The sequence below is a fragment of the Pseudomaricurvus hydrocarbonicus genome (assembly GCF_011602365.1).
Taxonomy (GTDB): Bacteria; Pseudomonadota; Gammaproteobacteria; order Pseudomonadales; family Cellvibrionaceae; genus Pseudomaricurvus; species Pseudomaricurvus hydrocarbonicus.
Genome location: NZ_JAAONZ010000008.1, coordinates 81,034 through 106,724 on the forward strand (window position 1 = coordinate 81,034; position 25,691 = coordinate 106,724).

General features: G+C 57.7%; 25 protein-coding genes. 18 read left to right on the top strand and 7 right to left on the bottom strand.

The genetic code is table 11. From position 1 onward, the window contains the following. Window positions 1-6 precede the first annotated feature (6 nt). Complete coding sequence (locus G8770_RS12040; protein WP_167186792.1) at window positions 7-435, bottom strand: MarR family winged helix-turn-helix transcriptional regulator; 429 nt, start codon at window positions 433-435, stop codon at window positions 7-9. A 247-nt stretch (window positions 436-682) separates the two neighbouring features. Here G8770_RS12040 and G8770_RS12045 point away from each other — a divergent pair, with 247 nt between their 5' ends. Then, window positions 683-1,135 carry a GNAT family N-acetyltransferase gene (locus G8770_RS12045; protein ID WP_167186794.1) on the top strand — a complete coding sequence of 151 codons (453 nt, stop codon included), beginning with the start codon at window positions 683-685 and terminating at the stop codon, window positions 1,133-1,135. 300 nt (window positions 1,136-1,435) lie between these two features. After that, the gene (locus G8770_RS12050; RefSeq protein ID WP_167186797.1) at window positions 1,436-1,840 is read left to right on the top strand and encodes a group II truncated hemoglobin; all 405 of its coding nucleotides are present in this window, start codon (window positions 1,436-1,438) and stop codon (window positions 1,838-1,840) included. Between the two features lie 104 nt (window positions 1,841-1,944). Here G8770_RS12050 and G8770_RS12055 read toward each other — a convergent pair whose 3' ends face one another. The 4 genes from G8770_RS12055 to G8770_RS12070 form a co-directional block, all read right to left on the bottom strand. Further along, on the bottom strand, window positions 1,945-2,496 hold the full coding sequence (locus G8770_RS12055) for a methylated-DNA--[protein]-cysteine S-methyltransferase (protein WP_243760460.1): 552 nt from the start codon (window positions 2,494-2,496) through the stop codon (window positions 1,945-1,947). 1 nt (window position 2,497) lies between these two features. Then, window positions 2,498-3,988: a DNA-3-methyladenine glycosylase 2 family protein gene (locus G8770_RS12060; protein WP_167186800.1), complete on the bottom strand. Its 1,491-nt coding sequence runs from the start codon at window positions 3,986-3,988 to the stop codon at window positions 2,498-2,500. A gap of 151 nt (window positions 3,989-4,139) precedes the next feature. Continuing rightward, a complete protein-coding gene (locus tag G8770_RS12065) occupies window positions 4,140-4,469 on the bottom strand; it encodes an AzlD domain-containing protein (protein ID WP_167186803.1) in 330 nt (109 codons plus the stop codon). Beyond that, window positions 4,466-5,194, bottom strand: coding sequence for an AzlC family ABC transporter permease (locus G8770_RS12070; protein ID WP_167186806.1), 729 nt, complete (start codon window positions 5,192-5,194; stop codon window positions 4,466-4,468). Before G8770_RS12070 ends, G8770_RS12065 begins: the two co-directional genes overlap by 4 nt. A 322-nt stretch (window positions 5,195-5,516) precedes the next feature. Here G8770_RS12070 and G8770_RS12075 point away from each other — a divergent pair, with 322 nt between their 5' ends. The 3 genes from G8770_RS12075 (at window position 5,517) to G8770_RS12085 (ending at window position 11,607) form a co-directional block, all read left to right on the top strand. Then, window positions 5,517-7,664 (top strand): TonB-dependent receptor, encoded by a 2,148-nt coding sequence (locus G8770_RS12075; RefSeq protein WP_167186808.1) that lies wholly within the window; start codon window positions 5,517-5,519, stop codon window positions 7,662-7,664. A 73-nt stretch (window positions 7,665-7,737) separates the two neighbouring features. Continuing rightward, window positions 7,738-8,853, top strand: coding sequence for a PepSY domain-containing protein (locus G8770_RS12080; protein ID WP_167186811.1), 1,116 nt, complete (start codon window positions 7,738-7,740; stop codon window positions 8,851-8,853). A 264-nt stretch (window positions 8,854-9,117) separates the two neighbouring features. Then, window positions 9,118-11,607 (top strand): HD domain-containing phosphohydrolase, encoded by a 2,490-nt coding sequence (locus tag G8770_RS12085; protein ID WP_167186814.1) that lies wholly within the window; start codon window positions 9,118-9,120, stop codon window positions 11,605-11,607. Window positions 11,608-11,710: 103 nt separating this feature from the next. Here the strand turns inward: G8770_RS12085 and G8770_RS12090 are convergent, their stop codons facing one another. Next, on the bottom strand, window positions 11,711-13,474 hold the full coding sequence (locus tag G8770_RS12090) for a DEAD/DEAH box helicase (RefSeq protein WP_167186816.1): 1,764 nt from the start codon (window positions 13,472-13,474) through the stop codon (window positions 11,711-11,713). A 556-nt stretch (window positions 13,475-14,030) separates the two neighbouring features. On the opposite strand from G8770_RS12090, the gene G8770_RS12095 reads away from it, so the two are divergent. The 3 genes from G8770_RS12095 (at window position 14,031) to arsJ (ending at window position 16,713) form a co-directional block, all read left to right on the top strand. Next, window positions 14,031-14,372 (top strand): ArsR/SmtB family transcription factor, encoded by a 342-nt coding sequence (locus tag G8770_RS12095; protein WP_167186818.1) that lies wholly within the window; start codon window positions 14,031-14,033, stop codon window positions 14,370-14,372. Window positions 14,373-14,467: 95 nt separating this feature from the next. Further along, window positions 14,468-15,472: an ArsJ-associated glyceraldehyde-3-phosphate dehydrogenase gene (locus G8770_RS12100; RefSeq protein WP_167186821.1), complete on the top strand. Its 1,005-nt coding sequence runs from the start codon at window positions 14,468-14,470 to the stop codon at window positions 15,470-15,472. Beyond that, on the top strand, window positions 15,469-16,713 hold the full coding sequence (arsJ, locus tag G8770_RS12105) for an organoarsenical effux MFS transporter ArsJ (RefSeq protein ID WP_341771142.1): 1,245 nt from the start codon (window positions 15,469-15,471) through the stop codon (window positions 16,711-16,713). Before G8770_RS12100 ends, arsJ begins: the two co-directional genes overlap by 4 nt. A 56-nt stretch (window positions 16,714-16,769) precedes the next feature. Here the strand turns inward: arsJ and G8770_RS12110 are convergent, their stop codons facing one another. Then, on the bottom strand, window positions 16,770-17,213 hold the full coding sequence (locus G8770_RS12110) for a YaiI/YqxD family protein (protein WP_167186823.1): 444 nt from the start codon (window positions 17,211-17,213) through the stop codon (window positions 16,770-16,772). A gap of 293 nt (window positions 17,214-17,506) precedes the next feature. Between G8770_RS12110 and rpsF the strand changes: the two genes are divergently transcribed. The 10 genes from rpsF to G8770_RS12160 all read left to right on the top strand — a co-directional run bounded on the left by rpsF (window position 17,507) and on the right by G8770_RS12160 (window position 25,658). Next, entirely contained in the window at window positions 17,507-17,968 is a 462-nt protein-coding gene (gene rpsF / locus G8770_RS12115; RefSeq protein WP_167186825.1) for a 30S ribosomal protein S6, read from the top strand. 11 nt (window positions 17,969-17,979) lie between these two features. Further along, on the top strand, window positions 17,980-18,207 hold the full coding sequence (gene rpsR / locus G8770_RS12120; RefSeq protein ID WP_167186828.1) for a 30S ribosomal protein S18: 228 nt from the start codon (window positions 17,980-17,982) through the stop codon (window positions 18,205-18,207). Window positions 18,208-18,232: 25 nt separating this feature from the next. Continuing rightward, the gene (locus tag G8770_RS12125; protein ID WP_167186830.1) at window positions 18,233-19,117 is read left to right on the top strand and encodes a YybS family protein; all 885 of its coding nucleotides are present in this window, start codon (window positions 18,233-18,235) and stop codon (window positions 19,115-19,117) included. Between the two features lie 43 nt (window positions 19,118-19,160). After that, window positions 19,161-19,607: a 50S ribosomal protein L9 gene (rplI, locus tag G8770_RS12130; protein ID WP_167186833.1), complete on the top strand. Its 447-nt coding sequence runs from the start codon at window positions 19,161-19,163 to the stop codon at window positions 19,605-19,607. Window positions 19,608-20,136: 529 nt separating this feature from the next. Then, entirely contained in the window at window positions 20,137-21,651 is a 1,515-nt protein-coding gene (gene dnaB / locus G8770_RS12135) for a replicative DNA helicase (protein ID WP_425050392.1), read from the top strand. Window positions 21,652-21,761: 110 nt separating this feature from the next. After that, window positions 21,762-22,613 carry a pantoate--beta-alanine ligase gene (gene panC, locus G8770_RS12140; protein WP_167186836.1) on the top strand — a complete coding sequence of 284 codons (852 nt, stop codon included), beginning with the start codon at window positions 21,762-21,764 and terminating at the stop codon, window positions 22,611-22,613. Between the two features lie 145 nt (window positions 22,614-22,758). After that, window positions 22,759-23,235: a glutathione peroxidase gene (locus tag G8770_RS12145; RefSeq protein ID WP_167186838.1), complete on the top strand. Its 477-nt coding sequence runs from the start codon at window positions 22,759-22,761 to the stop codon at window positions 23,233-23,235. 177 nt (window positions 23,236-23,412) lie between these two features. Then, window positions 23,413-23,874 (top strand): MarR family winged helix-turn-helix transcriptional regulator, encoded by a 462-nt coding sequence (locus tag G8770_RS12150; RefSeq protein WP_341771143.1) that lies wholly within the window; start codon window positions 23,413-23,415, stop codon window positions 23,872-23,874. A 3-nt stretch (window positions 23,875-23,877) separates the two neighbouring features. Next, a complete protein-coding gene (birA, locus tag G8770_RS12155; protein WP_167186841.1) occupies window positions 23,878-24,849 on the top strand; it encodes a bifunctional biotin--[acetyl-CoA-carboxylase] ligase/biotin operon repressor BirA in 972 nt (323 codons plus the stop codon). Beyond that, entirely contained in the window at window positions 24,849-25,658 is an 810-nt protein-coding gene (locus tag G8770_RS12160) for a type III pantothenate kinase (RefSeq protein WP_167186844.1), read from the top strand. The genes birA and G8770_RS12160 overlap by 1 nt, the downstream gene beginning before the upstream one ends. The last annotated feature ends 33 nt before the right edge of the window (window positions 25,659-25,691 follow it).

The following is a 25,691-nucleotide window of genomic DNA, read 5'->3' on the forward strand; positions in this document are numbered from 1 at the left end:
GTTGCATTAAGAGCGGTTGACGCTGTCAGACATGGTGTTGGCGATGCGGATAAAGGTCGTGAGGTCGTCGCTCTGCAGCTGTCGGGTCATGTGCTCGGCGGTTTGCTGCTCAATGGTGTTGATCTGCGCCATGATTTTTTCGCCCTCGGGCGTGGGTCGCAATAACTGGCTGCGCCGGTCATTGGGGTTGTCGATCTTGATGATCAGCTGGGCCTGAAGCAGTTCGTTCACGACCCGGGTGATCTGTGCCTTGTCGCGCTGCATCCGCTGGGCGATGGATTGGGCCGTGCATTCCGGGTTGCGGCAGATACCTTTTAAAGCCCGTATGTGGGTTACCGGCAGGGCAATCCGGTGCGCTTTGATGGTCTCACGCAACTGCTTTTTATAGGCGTGAGTGAGCTGATGTAAGGTTTCACTGAGTGACGATGAGGACATGTGTTTAAAGCCCATTTAGTTGATGGTGTCAACTATAGGGGTTGTGGTTGACAGTGTCAACCAAATGAGGGCAAGGTGGGGAACCTTGTCGATGTGGTAAAACCTGAGTTATCTTTTCTAGTTTCTAGTTTCTAGTTTCTAGTTTCTCGCTATACGAGTACACATTTGGGGCAGCCCTACAGTTTAAAGGCTGTCCTGCTATGTAAGGACAGCCGTTCCCCGTTAAGGAGGCCCAAAAGGGCGTGACATGATTGAACCCGTTTCCTCTGAAAATTTACACGAAGTGCTGCCGTTGATCCGGCAGTATCAGGCGTTTTATGGCGTAACCGAGATCACGGATGCGCGCAATGCCGCTTTTTTCGCCCAGTTTGGTGTCTCCAATCCGGCAGGGTGTCAGTTTGCGTACCGATCATCCGGCAAGGTGGTTGGCTTTGCGACCGTCTATTTGACCTTCAATTCCACCATCGCCGCTAAGGTCGCGGTGATGAATGACCTGTTCACACTTGCGGACTGTCGAGGGCAAGGGGTGGGGCGACAGTTGATCGAACGTTGTCGTGAATACGCGGCAGAGTGCGGTGCCGCCCGGTTGCAATGGGTAACCGCCCCGGACAATGAGCCAGCGCAACGGTTGTATGATGCGCTGGACACGAACCAGAGGGAGTGGAAGTTTTATACCTGCCCGGTAGCCACGCAGATCTGAGTGATGGGTTCATCTGTGCCGAGTATTTATACCCGCGCACAGCGGGGCTGTGTCGTTTATGGCTCGGTTAAGGGTTCTAAAGAGCGTTTACATAATGCCTCCTTTGTCTGGTGTGAGAACCAGAATACCGAAGGCAACCGTTGGGGTTAAATGGGGCTTCCTTCACCGTGCATAGGTTGGGCCTGTTCATTAGCGCGATTCATCGACCCTGTCAGTGGCTCCAATCTGTACTCCGGAGCGCGGCCAGGGGTAGAATGCCGGCGCTGCTGATTGCAGCCGAATTTGACAGTGAGAGGGGCCATGACAGAGCAGCGACAATACGGTGACGGCGATGCGTCCTATCGGGCGGCCGGGCAATACGAGGGCTTGCAACAGCTGGCCGAGCGTTTTTATTTTTATATGGAGACTCTGCCGCAAGCGCAAACCATTCGCGCCATGCATCGGGATGACCTGACGGAATCTAAAGAAAAACTGGCGCGCTTTCTCAGTGGCTGGTTGGGTGGGCCCAAGCTGTACCGTGAAAAGTACGGCCCAATTGCGATTCCCCGTGCCCACTCGCACCTGTCCATCGGTGTGGCAGAGCGGGATGCGTGGTTACTGTGTATGGAAAAAGCGCTGGCCGAACAGCCTTACGCCCCCGCATTCAAAGAGTATATGTTGACGCAATTGTTCGTGCCGGCGGAGCGCAGCCGCACTCAAGAGTAACGACACCCCAGCCCGAGCAGTGCACTGCGCCTTGCAATGACGCGATGATATCGTTCAGCATGTATGGGGCTAGTGGGTTCTACAGCGCCAAGGTGACCGCGTTTTCAGGGACTGATGCGGGCTTGCTCGTCAATGACGAGGCCTTTTGGTTCGTCAATGGCGAGGCCTTCCAGCTTCAATAAACACGTTTTGATCGGCAGGCCGCCACGGTAGCCGGTGAGGGTGCGGTTGGCGCCCACCACCCGGTGGCAGGGCAAGACGATGGCCAGCGGGTTGCGGCCGTTGGCCATGCCCACCGCACGTGACGCCGAGGGCTGGTTTAATTGCTGTGCCATCTCGCCATAGGTCATGGTGGTGCCGTAAGGCACTTGCGCCAGCACCCGCCACACGCGCTGCTGAAATGCCGTACCGATGGGCGCCAGTGGCAACTCAAAGCGCAGCAGCTCGCTGGCAAAGTACGCCAGCAGTTGCTCCCGCGCCGCCTGACAAAAGTGCGTATCCCGCTGCCAGCTGTCCATGGGGGTTAACGGGTTCGGGCCGTCCTGAAAATCGATATACCGCAGCCCCTGCTCATCCTGCACCACAATCAGGGTGCCCACCGGTGTGGTGAACGTATCGAAACACATGCGCCGGCTTTCAGCCTTGATGGTCGCCATGTTACTGCTCTCCTGACAGTGATTGCCACAACCCAAGCACCGCGTAGGAGCGCCACGGGGCGCAATCATCCGCAATCGTTCTCAGGCTCTGCTTGTTCAGTTGTGGGTCGCGCTGCTTCAGCGCATGGATGATGCCGAGGTCCGTATCCAGCCAGATGTCCGGCTGATAAAAGCCGCGCATGAGTAAATAATCCGCCGTCCAGGGACCAATCCCTTTGATCGCCAGCAACGCGTGCCGCAGCGCGGCAAGCGCATCTGCGGGGTGCAAGCCGCTGTGCGTGATGTTCAGCTCGATATCGCCATTCAGCTGTGCGCGGGCGACGTTTTGCAGGGTGTCGATGCGACTGCGCGGCATGCCCATGTTGCTCAGGTCTGCGCTCGCCAACACGCCTGCGGTGGGAAACAGATACCAGCTCTGCTCGCCGAAGGTGACCTTTTCGCCACAGCGCTCCAACAGCCGGCGGGTGAGGGTTCTTGCCGCCTTGACGGAAACCTGTTGCCCCACAATCGCGCGAATCAGATATTCAAACGCATCCCAGGCACCGGGCAGCGCGATCGGACCGCTTATTGTTCGCCGGGAGGCGAGCCAGCGGCTGTGGCTTAAATGCTCTGCTATCGCCAGGTGGTTGCTGTTCAGGTCCAGCGCTTTGCGAGCCAGGGCGATAAGGCGGCTCAGTTGTGCCGGCCGGGCTCCGGTGACGGTCAGTCGCAGCGCGGCGCGATGCGGGAGCTTTTCGCAGGATAACAACAGTGGCTGTTGGTCCAGGACGATCACCCGCTGAAAAAAATCGTCACCGGCACGCTCCAGGTGTTCAATGGCGCGCTGCTGATAAAAGCGGAACACTTGTTGCCAGGGGTAGTGGGGCGAGTGCGGAAGGTCCACCACCCACGTGTTCTCCATCGGGGTGAGCGCATGCCGTCTGGCCTTGCGGATGTCGGTCGGGGTCTGCTGATAGAACGATTGTATTTTGCTGTTAAAGCGCCGCACGCTGTTAAATCCGGCGGCCAGTGCCACCTCGGTAATGGGCAGGTTGGACTCGCACAGCAATTGTTTGGCCAGCAGCAGGCGCCGGGTCTCACCGGCATGGGCGGGCGTGATGCCGAGGTTGTGTTGAAACAAACGGCGCAGCTGGCGGTCGCTAAGGTCTACCGTCCGGGCCAGGCTCGGAACGTCATAGTGATCGAGAAAGCCGTTTTCGATCGCTTGCAGGGCGGCGTCCAGGCGCTCATCCGGCCATTGCTGTGCCGCCGTGGGGGAGTATTCCGGACGGCAGCGCCGACAGGGCCGAAAGCCTTGTTGTGTGGCCTCGGCCGGGCTGCGCAAATAACGCACGTTGTCTTCTTTGGGCAGGCGAGCGGGGCAAATGGGGCGGCAGAAAATTCCCGTGGTTAAGACGCCGATGTAAAACACGCCGTCAAAGCGGGCATCGCGGGAGAGGCGTGCCTGCTGCCATTCGGTGGGTAAATGAGCGCTGCTGCAAGGAGTGTTCATGTCTGCAATTTACTCCACTTGGGCTGAACCGACTAGCCAGATCCGGACATTCATACACAATGACCGCCCCGGCTGTGCGCCTCGCACGGGAGCAAAACATTGCAGCGGCGATGAGCCGGGCAGTAGGCGCCAGCCGTGGCGGAGGAATCGCTCAGAATTGGGATAAGCCGATGAAGACGGCCACACCGGCGACCACGGTGACCAGCGGTTTGCGCACCAGGGCACTGATGGCGACAGTGATCAGGCCCGCCAGGAAATAAGGGTTGTCGAGGTCCAGGTTAAGCGCTTTGCTTTCAGCATGCGGGGCATCGCGTACGAAAACAATGGGCACCCACAGCGCGGTTAACACCGCCGGCGCGGTGTAACTCAGCAGTGATTGCAGTCGCGGACCGATGGAAAATTTCAGGTGGGGCGAGAAAAACGCGTAGCGGTTGTAGAACGTCACCGCAGCCATCAGACCAATCATGATCCAGGTCATCATGAGGACGCTCGCTGTCTTAAGTTCTGCAGCTGCTCGGTGGTGAACCCGGCTGTCATGCCAACCAGGCCGGCGATCAAAATGCCGTTTGGCAGGCTGTGCAGTTCGGCGATGACCATCATCACGCCGCTGGCCGTAACGGTCACCAGAATGGCCAGCGAGCGTACTGCGGGCACCACCATGGCAATAAAAATGGCGGCCACGGCAAACTCAAACCCCCAGGCTTGCATGTCCCCCAGTACCTGGCCGAGGACGATGCCCGCCAGCGAGGCCAGATTCCACACCAGCCAAAACGTGAAGCCAGCCGTCACGGCGTAAGGGTAATGAAAGCGCCCGTGTTGCTTGCGGTACTCCTCCACGACCGCAAACATCTCATCGGTGAGCACAAACGCCAGTAAATAGCGTTGGTGCCGTTTCAGTTGCAGCGCAAAGTTGCGATACACCGCCGAGTACAGCAAGTGCCGGGAACTGATCACAAACGTGGTACTGAGGATCGCCGCCAGAGGGCTGCCGATCTGGACCATATTCAAGCTCGCCAGTTGCGCAGCGCCGGCAAAGACCAGCAGCGACATGCACTGAGCTTGCCAGGGGCTGAGCCCGGCCTCAATGGCCAGAGAGCCTGTCAGCAAGCCCCAGGGGATCACTGCCAGGGACAATGGCGCGATATCGACAATGGCTTGATAACGCGGGCTGACGCGATCGCTGTCTGGCTTCCGAGCAGTAGGCATGAGAAGAATAGGGCTCCGCTAGAGATGATGGGTCTTTTCAGCTGGGTGTCAGGGGCTTGCGTCACCCTCCTGAGCCAGGGGCCTGATGCAATCGGGCAGGGCCGATTCTCACGATATCTGCCCGCTTTGGCAAGTTGTTGGGGGCTGGGGTGGGAATGTGCTTTTACTTTTAACCCGATCCTCCCTATAATTCGCCGATTATTGAGAATACATATCATTTAGTTTGCTTTTTAAGCTTCCGCGTCAGCAGTGGCTCAGGCTGTTTTTTGCGGCCTCTCTGCGGCGCATGGCTTTTCACATTGTGGGGAATTTGGAAATGGTTATGAGAGAGTTTTTTTGCCGTCATCCGCTCGGCCTGGCGGTTCTGGCTGCCGGTTTAACTCTGGGGCACAGCGCTTTGGCTGCGGATACTGACGTTCAGGTTGCCAAGAACAAAAGGGCGGCCATCAGTGAAGAAGTGGTCGTGACCGCAAGCCGGGTTGAGCGCCCGCTGAGCACCATTCCGAATACAGTGACGCTGATTGATCAGGTGGACCTGACGCAACAGCTGAGCATCAGCAATGATTTGTCCTCGGTGCTCGGCAACCTGATCCCAAGCTTTTCCCCCAGCCGCCAAAAGATGAGCAATGCGGGCGAAAGCCTGCGTGGCCGCAAGCCCCTCTACCTGATTGACGGTGTTCCGCAATCCAATCCGCTGCGCAATGGCGGGCGCGACGGGCACACCATAGACCCCTTAATGCTGGAGCGCGTCGAGGTGATTCACGGGGCCAACGCGATTCATGGGATGGGCGCTTCCGGCGGCATCATCAACCTGATCACCAAAGAACCGACGGAAGACCTGCAGCAGGCGGTGCGTTTTGAAACCAACCTGCAGCCGGAAGACGCCAGTGACAGTCTCGGGTATGGCGCCAGCTACAGTGTCTCGGGCCAGGCGGCGGAGATCGACTTTCTCGGCAGCGTCAGCTATCGCTCCACCGGGGTCAGCTACGATGCCGATGGTGAGGTGGTCGGCTTTGACAATACCCAGGGCGACACCATGGACAGCGATGCCATTAACGCCTTCATCAAGGTGGGTCACAGCTGGGGAGAACAGCGCGTGCAGCTGACGGTCAATCACTACAACATTGAAGGCAACAATAATTGGCTGCAGGTTGATGGGGATCAGGACGCCGGTATTCCCACGTCCTCGATTGAGGCCGACGTGCCGGGTAAAGAGCCTTCCAATGAGGTGACCACGATCAACCTGCAGTACAGTCACGAGGCTTGGCTGGGACACAAGTTGCGCCTGCAGGCATTCAGCCAGGACTTTGAAGGCACCTACGGCGGCACGCCCAGCGGTACTTTTCAGGACGCGTCGATCGCGCCGGTAGGCACCCTGTTCGATCAGTCGCAGAATAATTCCGAAAAATACGGCGTAAAACTGACGTTGATTAAAGACGATGTGGCCGGGTTGCCGGTGAATCTGGTCTACGGGGTGGATGCCTATGAGGATGAAACCTGGCAGGCGTTGATCCTCACCGGTCGCAGCTGGGTACCGCCGACGTTGTATAAAAACGTCGCTCCCTATGTGCAGGGTGAATTCACCGGAGTGGAAAAGCTGAGTGTGACGGCCGGTCTGCGTCGTGAAATCTCCACCCTCGAAGTGGATGACTTTACCACGCTGGCTTCCTACGGCAGTCAATTTGTGCAGGGTGGCGATATCGACTTCAGTGAAACGCTGGGTAATATTGGCGCCACCTACCAGGTCACGGAGCGCTGGCGGGTGTATGCCAACTATTCTGAAGGCTTCTCCATGCCGGATGTGGGCCGTGTGTTGCGGGGCATTAATGTCGCGAATCAGAGCGTGGAAACCTTCCTCGATCTGGAGCCCATTCTCACGGAAAATCAGGAGCTGGGTGTTGAGTTTCACGGCGAACGCTTTAACGCGCAACTGGCCTACTATGCGTCGGATTCGGATTTCGGTCAGCGCCTCAATCGGGGCGCGGATGGTATTTACACCGTTAACCGCGAGCAAACGGAAATTGATGGTGTTGAGTTCAGCAGTCAATGGTTTGCCACCGAGTCTGACACCCTCGGCTTGCGGGTAGCCTACACCAAAGGGCGCTACGACTCGGATGATGATGGCCGTGTCGACACTGACCTCGATGGTGCCAACATTGCACCCAACCGAGTAAACCTGAGCTGGGAGCGCAGCTGGGGGGATCGCCTGAGCACGCGGGTGCAGGCCAATGTGATGCTGGATCGCAACTTTGACGCCGCCAGCGGCGTCAAATACGCAGAGTTCGATGGCTACACCACCTTCGATGTGAGTGCGCAGTTACTGGCGCTGGGTGGGCAGTTTGTGTTGGGGATTCAGAACCTGACCAACGAAGACTACTTTACTTATTACTCGCAAACGGTTGGCAATGACGCGCGTAATTTTAAAGGCATCGGTCGCAGTATGAGCCTGAGTTACAACTATCAGTTTTAATCCTACAACGATCAGTTTTGATCCTACAGTTATCAGTTTTAACCTTGGGGCTTAGCGGTCGGGAGCTGTTTACGTGCGTCGCGCGCTTTTTACTCTTCACAAATACGCTGGCCTGACAGTGGGTCTGCTGCTGGCCGTCATCGGCCTGACGGGCAGCCTGCTGGTGTTCGACCACGCCCTCGATGAACGGCTGGCGCCGCACACCGTGGCGTTCGAGCCGGTGGCGCAAGGGGCGCCGCTCAGTCGGGTGCTGGCCAATGCGCAGGCGGCCGTGCCCGGGCAGCCAGCGCTGCAGCGCATCAATCTTCAGCGCGGCAGCCACAGTCCTCACGTGGTGCGCTTTGCGGCGCCTGCCGGTGCCGCCGGCCCGCTGGAAGTGAGTGTGTCTCCCGCCGACGGCACGGTGCTGGCGGTTCGCACCTGGGGCGAATACCCCATGTCCTGGCTGTACCGTTTGCACTACACCTTATTGTCCGGTGACACCGGCAAAACGGTCGTTGGCTTGATGGGCATTGCGCTGTTGTTGTTTGCCGTGTCTGGCCTGGTGATCTGGTGGCCGCGCAAAGGTCGTTGGCGCAACGCCCTGACCCTACGCCGCAACGGCAACCGCTTTCGCTTTTATTTTGACCTGCACAAAGTGGTCGGTGTGTATTTGGCGCCGGTGTTGCTGGTGGTGGCCTTTTCCGGTGTCAGTCTGGTTTTTCCCCGCCAGGTAGCGGCCCTGGTGGGCAGTATCTGGCCGGTTGAGGCGGCCAGCGCTGTTGCCTCTGCCGTCACCGCCTTTGACGGGCAGGAGGCCTTGCCGGCACCTTTGGGGATTGATGCTGCCACCGACCTGGCCCGGCAGGTGTTTCCGCAGGGCAAGTTAACCCGCATTGATTTGCCCAAATCCGACAAAGGCTATTACCGCTTTTCCTTTAATTTACCCGAGGAACCCTGGCGTACGTATGGCGCCAGCCGGCTGAAGCTGGATCAATACACGGGCGAGGTGCTTGAGCGTCGTGCGCTGGGCACACTGGCGCCGGGTAGCCAGTTTTTACTGTGGCAATTCCCGTTGCACAACGGCGATGTGTTGGGGCTGCCGGGGCGCAACTTACTGCTGCTGACGGGATTGGCGCCCGCGCTGCTGTTCGGCAGTGGCGTTTATCTGTGGTGGCGCAAGCGTCAGTTGCGGAGTCAAAAGCGCTGATCTGCGGATGTTTTTGACGGTGTAACTTCGTCCCGCGCGGTTGCCATCGCATGGCAATCGCCTGCGCTCTAGGGCTTTCCCGGCTTAATATCTGTCTGTGCCTGCGGCCCTGACGCTGGCCTGGCGACATTGTCCTTTCAATCTGCGCCAGCTATACATAAGACGATAAACACGAAACAAGCCAGATCTCACGGCGGTGTTGTCCGTTGCGGTCACGGCGGCAGCACCCATATCCAGAAACAGTCCAGACGCGGGCTGTGGCTCATGGAGGAACCTTCCTTGTCTGCTTTTGGGGCGGCGTCCCGGACCGATCGGCAACCATGGCAACTCCCGCTGCGAGCGATGGTCGTTATTATTTTCGTGGTGGCGACCTTGATGACGGCAGCGGCGGCCGTCGGTCTGCAATATCATTTCACCAGGGTGCAGGCGAGCGAGGCGGCAGTGTCCCGCTTCAGTGCCCTGGCGTCTGCCAGCAGCCAGTTTTTAAGGTCGGTCGATCGCGACATCGTACACACGGTCAAGATCCTGTCCACTTACCCAAACCTGGTCGAGGGGCTGCGGGCGAGCGAGGCTGCCCGCACCGTCTTCGCGGAGGCGATGCACAACAAGCCGATGTTCTATGCCATGTATGTGGGGCTGGAAAATGGCAGTTTTTATGAGGTCATCAACCTCAACAGTGAACCCGGGGTCAGAAAACAGCTGCGGGCGGCCGCTGCCGATCGCTGGGTCACGGTGACGGTACCTGCCGGGGCAGGGCCGCGCCAACGCCACTACCGCTATTACGACACGGATTTTCAACTGCGAGCAGAGCGACGTGAAGCCACCGATTTTAACGTCAGTCAGCGGCCGTGGTATCGCCAGGCGCTGCCGGATCGGGTGAATAAAACCGAGCCCTACCTGTTGCGCAGCTTGTCGGCGCCGGGACAAACTTACTCGATGCGCCTCACCGGCACAGCGGCCGTGATCGGTGTCGATATAACGCTGTCGACGTTAGACCGCTATCTGCACCGCAACCGCTTCAGTGACCGCACCGACATGATCGTGTTTGAAAAAAACGGCACAGTGATTTCCCGCGGACGCCCTGGTCTGTCTTTGGGGGCCTTGCCGGTGTCTCAATCTCTGGCCGCAACCGCTGCCGACCCTCAGTTGGTGGCCATCGCGCAATCGCGCGGGCGTCAGGGGCGATTGCATGAGGTGGAGGTGCAGGGGGAGCCGCATTTCATGTTTGTCACCCCGTTTGGTGGCAACAGCCGCACCGGCGAATTTTTTTCGGTGACGATTCCGGTGCAGGATGTGCTGGCGCCAGTGCTGGCAAAGCTCAAATGGTCGGTGCTGCTGACCGCCGGCTGGTTGCTTCTGCTAATGCCCTTGCCCTGGGTGTGCGCCTTGCCGATGGTGAAGCCGATTCAAAAGCTGGCCGTCGAAAATGCCAAAGTTCAACAGCGTGCCTATGATCAGTTGGCGGTCCCGCGCAGCCATATCCAGGAAATTGATGCTCTGGGGTGCTCCATGACGACAATGGCTGAAGCTATTGAGGCGCATGAGGCGAGGCAGGTGGCGTTGATGGATGCTTTCATTGAGGTCATTGCTCAGGCCATTGATGACAAGTCTCCCTACACCGCCGGGCACTGCGAGCGGGTACCGGAACTGGCGTTCATGCTGGCTCGTGAGGCTGAAGCTGCCACCACGGGTTGCTTTAAGGGGTTTAAGTTTCACTCTGAGGATGAGTGGCGGGAGTTTCGGGTGGCGGCCTGGCTGCACGATTGCGGCAAGATCACAACGCCGGAGCATATTGTCGACAAGGGTTCAAAGCTGGAGGCAATTTACAATCGCATCCACGAAGTCCGGATGCGCTTTGAAGTGTTGTGGCGGGACGCTGAAATCGAATACTGGCAACAGTGTCTGCGCAATCCCAGCCAGGCGGCTGAGTATCAGCAGCAATGGCTCGACCGCCAGCAACAGTTACAAGACGATTTTGCGTTTGTGGCGGCGATGAATGTCGGCGGTGAAGTTTTGAGTGACGACAAAAAACGGCGCCTGCAACAGCTGGCGACCACCACTTGGGTGCGACATTTTGACGATCGGCTGGGGTTGTCCCCCGTTGAGCAGGCTCGCATCGCGTCGCTGCCGGATCGTCATTCTGGCCCCGGTTCTGCCACACTGCCCTGCGAAGAACCGTTGCTGGCTGACAAGCCTGAACACATCGTTGAGCGCCAACATGACGTGGACTACGATCCGCGCCTGGGGATTAACATGGCGGTGCCGACCCATCTTTATGACCTGGGGGAGTTGCACAACCTGTGTGTTGAGCGCGGCACCTTAACCGCCGAAGACCGCTTTAAAATTAATGAGCATGTCATCAGCACCATCCGTATGCTGGATAAGCTGCCCTTTCCTCCGGAGCTGGCAAGAGTACCCCGCTATGCCTCCACACATCATGAGACCATGAACGGCACCGGCTACCCGCGACAACTTACCGGGGACCAGCTGTCGGTGCCGGAGCGCATTATGGTGCTGGCGGATATTTTTGAGGCGTTGACCGCCGCTGACCGGCCCTATAAACAAGCCAAACCGGTCAGCGTCGCCATCGACATCCTGGCGCAGATGGTGACCAATGGGCATGTGGATGCGCAGGTGTTTGATTTGTTTTTGCGCCGTGGTGTGTATCTGAAATACGCGCAACGCTATTTGCCGCAGGCGCAGATTGATGAAGTTGACCTGAGTCAGTATCTGGTCGCCGGGGTTTCCGGGTAATGCTGTCGGATGTTCATTCGCGCACAAAAAACGGCCGCAGTAGCGGCCGTTTTTTGTGTTCACCCTGGAGTCAATCCCGGTGGGGATTAACCCGTAGGGGGAGCTAGTCGCGAGGTGGACGACTGCCGCGGTGACCGCCAGGCTTCTGGCCGCCGCGCGGGGGGCCTTTCTTAAACGGACGCTTACTGTGACCGCGTGAAGTGTCTTCTTCGACCACACCCTCAAAGCGGGACAGATTGATCTGCTGGCCGCGCACGCGCACTTTTTTCAGACTCTGCAGCAATTCATTGGGCATGCCCTTCGGCAGGTCCACGTAAGTGTGGGACTCGCGAATTTTAATGTGTCCAATGTAGTTGCTGTCAATGTCGGCTTCGTTGGCAATGGCGCCCACAATATCGCCCGGCTTGACGTGGAAATTGTGGCCGACTTCAAGGCGGAAGGTCTCCAGATCGGCGTCGTTGGCGCGTTCGCGACGCTTGCGGTCTGGGCGTTCACCTCGTTCACCGCGGTCATCGCGCTCGCGACGAACCGGCTTGTCTTCCACAATGTCCTTGGGCTGCAGCAGAGGCTTTTCAAGCTGTGCCAGGTACGCCAGTGCGGCGGCAATGTCCAAAGGCTCTGCCTGAGTTTCTTCGCTGTAGTTCATGATGACTTCGCGGAAAAAGGACAGGTCTTGCTCCTCGACCGCGGCACTGATTTGTTGTTTAAACTGGGTGATGCGCTTGTCAGCCACCTGGGCTTTGCTCGGCAGCTGCAGTTCAGCGATAACAGATTTGGTGGTGCGCTCAATGGTGGAGAGCATGCGTTTTTCACGCGGGGCCACAAACAGAATCGCCTTGCCGGTGCGACCAGCACGACCGGTGCGGCCAATGCGGTGTACATAGGCTTCGGCATCGTAAGGGATGTCGTAGTTGATCACGTGGCTGACACGGGAAACGTCAATGCCGCGAGCGGCAACGTCGGTGGCGATGATGATGTCCAGTTTGCCGTTCTTCAGGCGTTCAATGGCGCGCTCGCGCAATTGCTGGCTCATGTCGCCGTTCAGTGCCGCCGCAGAATAGCCGCGCGCTTCCAGTTTCTCGGCCAGCTCCGCGGTGGCATTTTTGGTGCGCACAAACATGATGATGGCGTCGAACTCTTCGACTTCCAGAATCCGGGTCAGTGCGTCCAGCTTGTTGACGCCGCGCACCAGCCAGTAGAGTTGTTCAATCTTTTCAACGGTCTGGGTTTGCGCTTCAATCTTGATGATTTCCGGGTTGCTCAGATAGGTGTCGGCAACCTTGCGGATTTCACGCGGCATGGTGGCAGAGAACAGGGCAACCTGGCGCTTGGCCGGGGTCTGATCCAAAATCCAGGTGACGTCATCAATAAAGCCCATGCGCAGCATTTCGTCGGCTTCATCCAGAACCACGCTTTGCAGGTTGTCCAGTTTCAGGGTGCCGCGACGCAGGTGATCCATCACGCGACCGGGCGTGCCCACAACCACTTGTGCGCCGCGCTGCAGGCCACGAATCTGTCCGCGGTAATCGGAACCGCCGTAGATGGGCAGGACGTGAAAACCCTTCATTTGGGCGGCGTAGCTTTGGAAGGCTTCGGCCACCTGAATGGCCAGCTCGCGAGTCGGAGCCAGTACCAGGACTTGAGTGTTGTTGGAGCGCGGATCGATGCGCGTCAGCAGGGGCAGGGCAAAGGCGGCGGTTTTACCGGTACCGGTTTGCGCCATGCCGAGAATATCCTTACCTTCCAGAATGTGCGGGATGGCCTGGGCCTGAATGGGGGAGGGTGTTTCATAGCCGACGGCTTCGACAGCTTTTAATACAGGTTCCGCCAGGCCGAGATCGGCAAAGCGTATAGAGTCATTAGACATGGGTAGACCTTAGGTTAGAGGGGGCAGTGACTGTTAGCCTTAGTGAATCGCCGCCGTACACCTATATAAGTCAACTACCTATATAAAAAAGCACAGTAACGATGTGGGAGTCTCTGCGCCGGCTTGTTCACAATGACAAGTTCCGGTACATCTCCCCTCATTCCATAGTCGTGGGCATGTCTTTAAATCCAACCGCCTGGAAGGCAGCTTTCGATAACGAGTTAGAGCTTAACGAGTGGTTAAGGTTTAACTGACGGTATCGATGCAAAAGATGCAAAAAGCAATATGATGCAATAACAATAAAGAGTCGCGGTTTGCGTCCATCCGCCAAGGATGTCGCGAACGGCCCAGAGTAAGGCGCTTAGCCAATGATCCCGATTACAAGAGGGCGCGAATTATACGCAGATTTTGCCAGAATTGGCAGGTTTATTTGGTGTTAACTCAAAATCATTGTTAAGCCGTTGATTTTGTTAGCTGTATACAGGTTAGACGTTGGGAGGTGGGTTGCGGTATTGCGGGCGTTGCATGTATTTGGCTTGGCGAATATAGTTCGCCGATGGATATTTCTGATTACGCCAATGTGTTTAAGGCTTTGTCTGAGCCGGTGCGCTTGCGCATTGTCTGCCTGCTGCTGGAGAGCGGGGAATTGTGTGTGTGCGACATTGTGGCGGTCTTGGGGGTGTCGCAGAGCGTCGTGTCACGCCATCTGGCTTATTTGCGCAACAGTGGTTTGGTGGTGACGCGCCGTGAAGGCGTCTGGGTCTACTATCAGTTGCTGCAAACGGCCGGGTTTGTGGCCGGGTTGTTGGCGCTGATTCAGACGGAGGCGGCCAGCGCGCCGGCAGTCAGGGGTGACCTGCGCACGCTGGCGGAAAAAGAAGGTGCGGGTTGCTGCTGATTAAACAGTGAAAAGTGACTGCAATATTGGGTGTGTATATTTGTTTATACGCATATGCAGTTTGATGAAGGCGCTGATTCTACGAAGGGGTAAGCATGACGGTTCGAGTAGCAATTAATGGGTTTGGTCGGATGGGGCGCCTGGCCCTGAGAGCGGCCTGGGGCTGGGAAGGCTTCCAGGTCGTGCACATTAATGAAAAGGCGGGGGGTGTCGATGCGGCCGCCCACCTGCTGGAGTTTGATTCCGTGCACGGTCGCTGGGATCGCGATGTCGCGGTCGTTGACGGCTCGCTGAGCATTGACGGTGAGCGGCTGTCTTATTCCCAGCATGGCGATCTGCAATCCGTGCCTTGGCGTGATTTGGGCATTGATCTGGTGGTGGAGTGCACTGGCAAGTTTAAGAGTCAGGCGGCGCTGGTGCCGTACTTTGACGCCGGGGTGAAAAAGGTGGTGGTCTCTGCCCCGATCAAGGACGGCACCCTGAACGTCGTCATGGGCGTCAATGATCACCTTTACGACGGTTCGCAGAACATTGTCACGGCGGCGTCGTGTACCACCAACTGTCTGGCGCCGGTGGTCGAGGTGATGCACCGGCAGTTTGGCATCCGGCACGGTTCGATCACCACCATTCACGACATCACCAACACTCAGAGCATCCTGGATGAATATCACTCGGATTTGCGTCGCGCGCGCGCCTGTGGACAATCGTTGATTCCCACCTCGACCGGGTCGGCGACCGCGATTACGGAAATCTTTCCGGAACTGAAAGGCCGTCTCAATGGCCTTGCCGTGCGAGTGCCGCTGGCCAATGCGTCCCTCACCGATTGTGTCTTCGAGCTGGAGCAGCCCGTCACTGCAGAGGCCGTCAATCAGGCGCTGAAGGCGGCGTCAGAAGGCGCGCTGGCGGGTGTGCTGGGCTATGAAGAGCGGCCGCTGGTGTCGGTGGATTACACCAACGACAAGCGCTCCAGCATCGTCGACGCCGCATCCACCATGGTTATTAATGGCACGCAAGTGAAAATACTGGCCTGGTACGACAACGAAGTGGGCTACGTCAATCGCATGATGGAGCTGGTGCAGAAGGTGGCGGCTTCGCTGTGAATGCCCGTTTGAGCAAGCTCGCTGAATTGCCGCGGGAAGTGGCTCAGTATCTGGTGGTGACCGTCAGTTACTGGGCGTTTACCTTGACCGATGGCGCGTTGCGCATGCTGGTGGTGTTGTACTTTCACGGTTTGGGCTACAGCCCGCTGGAAGTCGCCATGCTGTTTCTGTTGTACGAGTTCTTTGGTGTGGTCACCAATCTGGTGGGGGGCTGGCTGGCGGCAAGCGTCGGCCTCAACATCACCATGCACATTGGGTTGGGGCTGCAGGTGCTGGCGTTGGGAATGCTGCTGGTGGATGCCTCGTGGTTGAGTGTGGCCTACGTGATGGTGGCTCAGGCGCTGTCCGGTATTGCCAAGGACCTCAACAAGATGAGCGCCAAAAGCAGCATCAAAATGCTTATCCCTTCGGGGGCCGATGGCCATCCTCAGAGTGAAAAGCTCTATCGCTGGGTGGCGCTGTTGACGGGGTCCAAGAACAGCCTCAAGGGCGTGGGGTTTTTTCTGGGGGCCCTGTTGATGGCGTGGCTGGGCTTTCGCGGGGCGATTGCGGTTATGGCGGCGGGGTTGCTGGGGGTGTTGGTGTTCAGTGTGGCGCTGCTGGACCGTGAGTTGGGTAAGGCCCGCTTTAAGCCCAGGTTCCGCGACCTGTTCTCCAAAAGCGCGGCCGTCAACAAGCTGTCCGCCGCCCGTTTCTTTTTGTTTGGCGCCCGGGATGTGTGGTTTGTGGTGGCTCTGCCGGTGTTTTTGCAATCGCAGCTGGGCTGGTCGCACGTGTCCGTCGGTGCGATGTTGGCGGGCTGGATTATTGTCTACGGCCTGGTTCAGGCACAGGCGCCTGCGCTTACCGGCATTCGCTCGGGCAACGCGCCCGACGGTAAAACCGCACTGGAGTGGGCGCTGCTGTTGTCCGGTCTGCCGCTGACGATTGCTGTGGCGATGTGGTTGCAGTGGTCACCCGAGGTCGTGGTGGTGGCGGGGTTGCTGGTCTTCGGGGTGGTGTTTGCGATCAATTCGGCCGTGCATTCTTACCTGATCGTGGCCTACGCCAAGGAAGAGGGCGTGTCATTGGATGTGGGGTTCTACTACATGGCGAATGCGGCCGGGCGCTTGGTTGGCACGCTGCTGTCCGGTGTGGTCTATCAGGTGTGGGGGCTGGAGGCGTGCCTGCTGGTGTCGTCGTTGATGGTGGGGCTGGCGGCGGCTTGTTCGCTGGCGCTGCCGCGTATTGAGCACGCTTGATGGCCGTGCGCGTGCGCAGCTCCTCGCAGCGCGCCAGGTCTGGAACTGGATGGCCGTTATCGCTTCGCCAGCAGCCGGTCCAGGGTGTTGGCAAACGCTTGCCGGTCTTGCTGGTTGTAGGTCTTGGGGCCGTCGGTCACCTGCCCTGAAGAGCGCATTTCCTCCATAAAGTCGCGCATGGCCAGGCGCTGCCGGATATTTTCCGGGGTGTATTTCTCGCCGCGAGGGTTGATGGCCAGTGCGCCTTTTTCCACCACTTCGGCGGCCAGGGGGATGTCGGCGGTGATCACCAGGTCACCGCTCTCACACTGCTGGACAATGTAGTTGTCGGCGACATCAAAGCCGCTGGGTACCTGCACGGTTTTGAGGAAGGGGGAGTTGGGCACGCTGAGGCTCTGATTGGCCACCAGGGTGGTGGTTACTCCGGCCCGCTGGGCGGCGCGGAACAGAATCTCTTTCACCGGTTTGGGGGTGGCGTCGGCATCGACCCAGATTTTCATGCGTGTCTCCAGTGTTCTTGTGCGTGCGGTTGCGCAACCGGTCGCGGGCGCGCCAGGTGAGGCGAGTGTACTGTAATCTCTGACGTTGTGGGTACGGCGGCGGGGGTAAATGGGTGTCTATCGACCATAAAATGCACAAATCCTTGCATTCCCTCATTCCCGCCCCTAGAATACGCGGCCCTAATTATGGCTGAAGAGTTTGTTTCAGAACGCTTGAAACAGTCTGTTTAACTTCAGTCCTCCTTGCCTTACCGATCTTGTGATGGGGAGGCTTAAACCCGTAAGGAGCTAAAATGCGTCATTACGAAATTGTGTTCCTGGTTCATCCGGATCAGAGCGAGCAAGTAGCAGGCATGATCGAGCGTTACTCTGCATCTATCAACGATGCAGGTGGTGCAGTTCACCGTCTGGAAGACTGGGGCCGCCGTCAAATGGCTTACCCAATCAACAAGATTCACAAAGCTCACTACATTCTGATGAATGTTGAGTGTACTGAAGAAGTGCTGGAAGAGTTGACTACCAACTTCCGTTACAACGATGCTGTTCTGCGTAACCTTGTGGTTCGCATGGACGAGGCTGTAACTGAAGAGTCTCCGATCATGAAAGCGGAAAAAGAGAGTCGCGAGCGCAAGGCTAACCGTCAGGACCGTCAGGACCGTCGTGAAGAGTCTACTGATACTGCTTCTACTGAAACCGCTTCTACTGAAGCTGCTTCAGCCGACGAATCTGCCGCTGATGAAGCTGGCGAAGAATAAGGAGTTTACCCATGGCACGTTTTTTCCGTCGTCGTAAGTTCTGCCGTTTCACCGCTGAAGGTGTTAAGCAGATTGACTATAAAGACCTGGAAACTCTGAAAGCTTACATCTCAGAGACTGGCAAAATTGTACCTAGCCGTATCACGGGCACCAAAGCTAAATATCAGCGTCAGCTGGCTACCGCTATCAAGCGCGCCCGCTACCTGGCATTGCTGCCGTACACGGATAGCCACGATTAATCAGTAATACAAGAGAACAATTATTGTGCGCGCACTGGCTGAATTTATTATGCGTGGACGCGCGCAGGCTTCAGTGGTGGCTCTCGTCGGGAGCTGGTTTCCACTGATTAGCCCGGCTGCGGTGGCCTTGGTGACATTGCGACGCGGCCCCTTCGACGGACTGATGGTCCTGTTGTGGGCGGTACTGCCGGCGCTGGTGACATTTGTTATCAGTGATATGGGACCACTGATGCCAGTGGTGACCATAGCGGGATTGCTGGCGACGATGGCGTTCGCCCTGCTGCTGAGAAGCAGCAGCTCCTGGGGCTCAACCCTGATGGGGTTGGTTGCATTCAGTGCCCTGGCGGCACTGTCTCTGACCCAGTTGATCCCGGACCCGGTCGCGGGGATGACAGAAGCGTTGGGTAAAATGCTTGAGCAGATGCAGGCTCAGGCGCCGGATGGCACGACTATTGTGACGCCTTCCGAGACCTTCGTGGTTGGCTTGATTGCCTATGTCATGGCGGTAAGTTCATTTATGAGCCTGCTGTTGGCGCGTTGGTGGCAGGCTCTGCTGTACAACCCGGGGGGTTTGCAGCAGGAGTTTCATCAGCTGCGGCTGAAGCCGCTGGCGACGTTGACCTGCTTTGCTGCCGTCTTTTACTGCTGGCAGCGGGGGTTGGATTACCAGCATTGGGCGGGCCTGTTTGGCTTCCCGTTGCTGGTGGTCGGTGCCGCCATCGCTCACCATGTGGTGAAAACCCTGAAGTTGGGTGGCCAATGGTTGATCTTGTTTTATTTGGTTCTGGTATTTGCAAGTCCCCTGGTTTTGGTGATTGCAGTACTGGATACGTGGACAGACTTTCGTTCGCGCATCGAAGCCAAGTCGGGCCGTCGCCAAGAGCGTGACAGGGACGATTCGGACGATTAAGCGCGATGCGTGAACTATGAAATTAACTTAGAGGATTAACGAAATGAACGTTATTCTGCTCGAAAAAGTGGGAAAGCTGGGCAACATCGGTGACCAGGTTTCTGTGAAGTCAGGCTTTGGCCGCAACTTCCTGATCCCGCAAGGAAAAGCAATTCCCGCAACTGCAGCCAACGTTGCTGACTTCGAAGCACGCCGTGCTGAGCTGGAAGCTGCCGCTGCTGAAAAGAAAACTGCTGCTGAAGCTCGCGCTGAGAAGCTGGCTGAACTTACAGTAACCATCACCGCCAATGCTGGCGACGAAGGCAAGCTGTTTGGTTCACTGGGTACCCGTGACCTGGCTCTGGCGATCTCCGAAGCTGGTGTCGCAGTAACCAAGTCTGAAGTGAAATTGCCAGAAGGCACTCTGCGTGAGGTGGGCGAGTACGACGTCGACGTACAGTTGCACGCTGAAGTGACTCAGGCGGTTAAGCTGATCGTAGTTGCTGAGTAATACCATTACTGAGCACTATTGGCCGCTGAGTAATGTCAGTGGCTGACTGATGACGGTTGCGCATGACGGGCTACTGAATAAGTGGTTGGGAGTGGTGACTGTTATTTGAGTGGCGTTGAGGGCCCAGGCTCTGAGCGCGGCTTGTCAATTCGGGCGTTGTTCCGCCCGCTGTCTGAGGATAGCGGTGCCGGAGCAGCGCCCGAGTTGTTTGTGGCGACGGTGTTTGTTCGGTGTGGATGCTGTTCGGGTCGGTGTTGTCGCTCTCGCCGCTGAAAGGCATGGCGCGAGCAGGCGGGCCGGTTTCGAACGCAAAGGCCTTAAGCTTCTGGGCGGGTTCGGCGATCGCCGCTGAGGTGTGTTGCCATCCCGCGTACGGTTGCAATATCTCCGGGCAGAAGTCTTGCTAATCTCCCCCGTGCTATGCAAACTAGCCCATTAAGTCTTGGGTCAATACACGCTTGCCCCTGGGCTAACTAACCCGCGCGCCTGTTCATAGGCGTCTTCCTACAATTTAGTCGTACCTCATACTATGACCGATCCGCAGTCTTATTCATCCGACTATTCGTCTGATTACCCATCCGACTACTCTGCCAGCCGGGATCGGGAGGAGGACTTTGGCCGTTCTCCGGGAGGGGTGTCGCGCGATCCCATGCCGCATTCCATTGAAGCGGAGCAGGCGGTGCTGGGCGGGCTGATGCTCGAGAACCACCGTTTTGATAACGTCGCGGAAGTGATTTCTGAGGAAGACTTTTACCGCGACAGCCATCGCCAGATTTATCAGATGATGGCCAAGCTGAATGATGCCGGTCAGCCGCTGGACATCATTACCCTGTCGGAAGAGCTGAATCGCCATGACCTGCTCTCCCACGTGGGGGGGTTGGGTTACCTGTCCGAAATGGCGACCCATACGCCCAGTGCGGCCAATATTGCGGCTTATGCTCAAATTGTTCGCGAGCGTGCCACGCTGCGGCAGTTGATTCATGCGGCCAACGAAATCAGCCGTTCCAGTCAGAACCCGTCTGGTCTGGATTCGGATGACTTGTTGCAAATGGCGGAGAAGCGGGTCGCTGAAATTGCTGAGGATCGACCCAAAGAAGGTGGTTTTCAGGACGTCAATTCGCTGTTGAAGGTGTCGGTAGAGAAGATTGATGAGCGCTTTCGCTCGGACGCCACGATCACGGGCCTGTCGACGGGCCTGACGGCACTGGATGAGCGCACCTCCGGGTGGCAGCCCGGGGAAATGATTATTCTGGCCGCCCGCCCCTCTATGGGGAAGACGGCGCTGGCACTTAACTTTGTTGAGGCGGCACTGATGACCCAGGACAAGCCGTCACTGGTGTTCAGCATGGAGATGCCGGCCGATTCGCTGGTCATGCGGATGTTGTCGTCGGTCGGTCGGATTGATGCCGGCAAGTTGCGCGACGGCTCTCTCACCGAGGAGGACTGGCCCAAGCTGTCGGCGGCGGTGGCCAAAATGAAGAACAAGCCGTTGTTCATTGATGATACCCCGGGGTTAACGCCGCAGGAGGTGCGGGCTCGGGTCAAGCGTGTTACGCGCTCCTACCTGGTGGAGCTGCAGCAAAAGCAGCCGGGGTTGACGCAGGAAGAGCTGGAGGAGAAAAGCCGGCCAGCCATGATCATGCTCGATTACCTGCAGCTGATGCAGGTGGCGGGCAAGAGTGAGGGCCGGACTCAGGAAATTTCAGAGATCTCCCGCTCCCTCAAGGCGCTGGCGAAAGAGTATTCCTGTCCGGTGATTGCGTTGTCGCAGCTGAATCGCGGGGTGGAACAGCGCCCGAACAAGCGGCCGATGAACTCGGATCTGCGGGAATCCGGTGCAATTGAGCAGGACGCCGATGTTATTTTGTTTATCTACCGCGATGAATACTACAACGAAGAGAGCCCGGATAAAGGGGTGGCTGAATTGATTGTGGGTAAACAGCGCAACGGTGAGGTGGGAACCAGTAAGGCGGCCTTTGTGGGCAAGTTCACACGCTTTGAAAACCTTGCGCCTGAGTATTTCAGTCAGGCTGACGACTTCTGATTTTACCTTCTTGCCTGACTCTGGCGCTGGGGTGTGCGCCGCGGGATCCTCAAATCGCCCGACCCTGAAACCTGTTTAACTTGCTGGAATTGCCAAAGAGAGAGCTGATCATGCAAATTTTCCATCACATTGCTTCGCTGCGCGACGCCTTGAAAAAAGAGCGCATGGCAGGCAAGCGCATTGGTTTTGTGCCGACCATGGGGAATCTTCATGATGCCCACATCCAACTCATTGAGCGCGCTCGCGAGACTAACGATATTGTGGTGTGCTCGATCTTTGTCAACGGTCTTCAGTTTGGCCTGAATGAGGATTGGGACAAATACCCGCGCACGTTTGAAAACGATTGCCAGCGCTTGCGGGACGCGAGCTGTGATTACCTGTTTCACCCCGACGACATTGAGATGTACCCCAATGGCATGGATACCCAGACCCGCGTCATCTGCCCAACCATGACCGATGTGTTGTGTGGTGCCAGTCGCCCTGGGCACTTTGAGGGCGTGACGACGGTGGTGACCAAATTGTTCAACATCGTGCAACCGGATGAGGCGGTCTTTGGCTTGAAAGACTACCAGCAGCTGGCGGTGATTCGTCGCATGGTGGAAGACCTGTGTATGCCGGTGCAGATCACCGCCGGTGAGATCCACCGCGAAGCCGATGGTTTGGCGATGAGCTCCCGCAACGGCTTTATCACCGACGAAGAGCGTCCCCGGGTCAGTCAGTTGAACAAGAGTCTCAACTGGGTTGCCGATCAAATTGTCAGCGGGCGTCGCGATTTTGAAGTGCTCGAGGCCGAGGCCAGGCAGCAGATCGAAGAGGCCGGTTTCAAGGTGGATTACTTCACCATCTCCGACAGCAAAACCCTCGAAGCCGCCGCCGTCGACGATTCCGAGCTCACCATTCTGGGGGCCATGTTCACCAGCGGCGCGCGCCTGATCGACAACGTCTCCGTGGTTTTGAACTGATTCCGCCTACAGCCTTGCAGGAGGTCTCAACCTCCTGCAAGGCTGTACTCGCTACTATTTTCCCATTGCCACAGACCACTTTTTAGACTATTTTAATTGTGCACAATTTAATTTTGCATTTATATGTTACTAAGAGGGTATTGTAATGAGTTTGTTAACGGAATTTTCGGCTGCAACTTTGTCCGGCGAAGAGCGTTCGCTGGCCGATTATGAGGGCAAGGTGGTGCTGGTGGTGAATACCGCCAGCAAATGTGGCTTTACTCCCCAGTACAAGGGGTTGGAAGCGTTGTACAAAAAATACAAAGATCGTGGTCTGGAGATTCTGGGGTTTCCCTGCAATCAGTTTGGCAAGCAGGAGCCAGGCGACAGTGCGGAGATTGACAGTTTTTGCGAGCGCAACTTCGGGGTGACTTTCCCGCTGTTTGCGAAAGTGGAGGTGAACGGTGACAATGCCCATCCCTTGTTCCGTCAGTTGAAATCTCAGGCGCCAGGGCTGCTGGGGACCGAATCCATCAAATGGAACTTCACCAAGTTTCTGGTTGGGCGTGATGGGTCGGTTAAGCGTTTTGCGCCCAAGGATAAGCCTGAAAGCCTGGAGTCGGCCATTGAGGCCTTGTTGTAATTGACTGTGTTTGATGGGGGTGAGTGCGCCTGGGCTTGTCGCAGGTACTGCTGGTCTCTGCATTGGGCATTGGGCATTGGGCATTGGGCGCTGGGCGCTGGGCGCCGTGGCTGGGTTGATGCCCGGGCGGTGGGGTGACGATGATTGAGTGTATGAGAGATAAGGTGGGCAGTCCCTGTGGGAAATAATGATTTGATTCGCCTGGATGAGCAGCTTTGCTTTATGTTGTACGCCGGTTCCCGGGCGATGACAAAAGCCTACCAGCCCATGCTCAAGGAGCTTGGTTTAACCTACCCCCAATATCTGGTCATGATGGTGTTGTGGGAGTGGGCTCAGTCTCAGCCGCAGGAGCCGACTGTGAAGATGCTGGGGGCTCGCTTGCGGCTGGACTCCGGAACCTTGACGCCATTGTTGAAGCGGCTGGAGCAGCAGGGGCTGGTGACCCGGCGGCGCGACGATGAAGATGAGCGTCGGGTGTTGGTGGCTGCGACGGAGCAGGGCTGTGCGCTGGAGGCGACGGCGGCCAGTTGGGTGAGTCAGGCGGCCGGCTCGCTGGGGTCACTGGGGCTTGATGTCGGGGCTTTGCGTCAGGATTTGAAAGGGTTGTTGGATGTTTTGTCGCAAGGGGCAAAAGACTGAGTTATGAATTTACAGGCGATTTTGACATTAATGGCCGACGGTGAGTTTCATTCCGGCAAGGTGCTGGGTGAGTTGCTGGGGGTGAGCCGTACGGCGGTGTGGAAGCATTTGCAAAAGCTGGAGGCCTATGGGATCCCGCTGGAATCGGTGAAGGGCAAGGGCTATCGTTTGCCGGGCGGGATTGAATTGCTGGACCCGGAGCGGATTGAGTCGGGTTTGGCCGGGGCGGCGAAAAGCTTTTTGTCCGAGTTGGATGTGCGCCAGAGCGTGGATTCGACCAATGTGCAGGCGATGGCGCGCGCCGGTGTTGGCGGCGGGCATGGCTATGTGTGCCTGGCGGAGCACCAGACCGCCGGTCGCGGTCGCCGCGGGCGCACTTGGGTCAGCCCTTTTGGGCAGAGTTTGTACTGCTCGGTCGTTGCAGAGTTTGATGGCGGCGCGGCCGCGCTGGAGGGCTTGAGTCTGGCGGTGGGGGTGGCTCTGGTGAGAGCCCTGAGGCGTCTGGGGGCTGAGGGTGTCGGTCTCAAGTGGCCCAACGATGTGCTCTGGCAGGGGCGCAAGCTGGCGGGCGTGTTACTGGAAATGACCGGAGATCCGGCGGGTGTCTGCCAGGTGGTTGTGGGGTTGGGGCTGAATGTCCGCATGGCGGCTCAATCCGCAGAGGGGATCGATCAGCCGTGGGCAGACATGAGTCAGATTCTGCCGCAATTGTCCCGCAATGAGCTGGCGACGGCGGTGCTGGATGAGTTACTGCCACTGTTGGCCGGTTACCATGTGGCCGGGTTCACCGCTTGTCGGGATGAGTGGGAGGCGGTGCATGTGTTTGCCGGTCGGGAGGTGACCTTAATGATCGGCAATGAGGTCGTTAGTGGCGTGGCTCTGGGTGTGACCAATTCGGGCGCATTGCGGCTGGCGATTGGTGATACTGTTGAGGAGTTTAACGGCGGTGAAGTGTCTTTGAGGGCAGCGGATTGATGTCGGATTTGGCATTGTGTCGTGCACAGTTGCAAATTGATGTGGGTAATACCCGCCTGAAATGGCGCTTGTGTTCACAAAATGAGGTGAAGGCGCGAGGCTTTTTGGTCTGGTCTGACTTCTCCGGGCCACCCGAGCTGCTTGCGCAATTGGCGGTCGCACTGGCCGGAGCGGCCGTGGAGTCGGTTCTGGTGTCGTCGGTGGCGGCTGCGGAAGTGGCGGTGGCCATTGATCAGTGGGCGCGGCAGTGTTTCGACGTTGAGGCCCGGTTTGCCGTAGTGTCACCGCGGGCTGCGGGGGTGGACGTTGGCTATGACAACCCAGCAGTGCTCGGCGTCGATCGCTGGCTGGCCGTGCTGGCGGCGTCTGCCTACCAGGCCGACGGGGTTGTGGTCGTGGACTGCGGCAGCGCGGTAACCGTCGATGTGTTGTGTGGCAGCCAGCACCGGGGAGGCTATATTGTTCCGGGGTTGCGATTAATGAATGCCGCGTTGTTTCAGGATACGGCGCGGGTGCGGGTGGTACCGGATTGGCAGGTGTCGGGTTTGCCGGGGCGCGATACGGTGTCGGCCGTCAGTTCGGGGTTACCGCTTATGGTGGCGGGGCTGGTGAACGAAGTTTGGTCGCGCCAGTTGGCGCAAGGGGGAGGCGGCCAGCACTGGAAAGTCCTCTTGACGGGAGGGGATGCCCCTCTGCTGGTTGCTTTGCTGGCGGACAAAATGGAGGTTCTGGTGGTGGAGGATTTGGTGCTTGACGGCTTGTCGCTGGCTGAATCCCGTCCGCTGGATCGTGGTCAAGGGTTGATTTGAAGGCAGGTGCCGGTTCGGTGGCGGGCGGTTTTT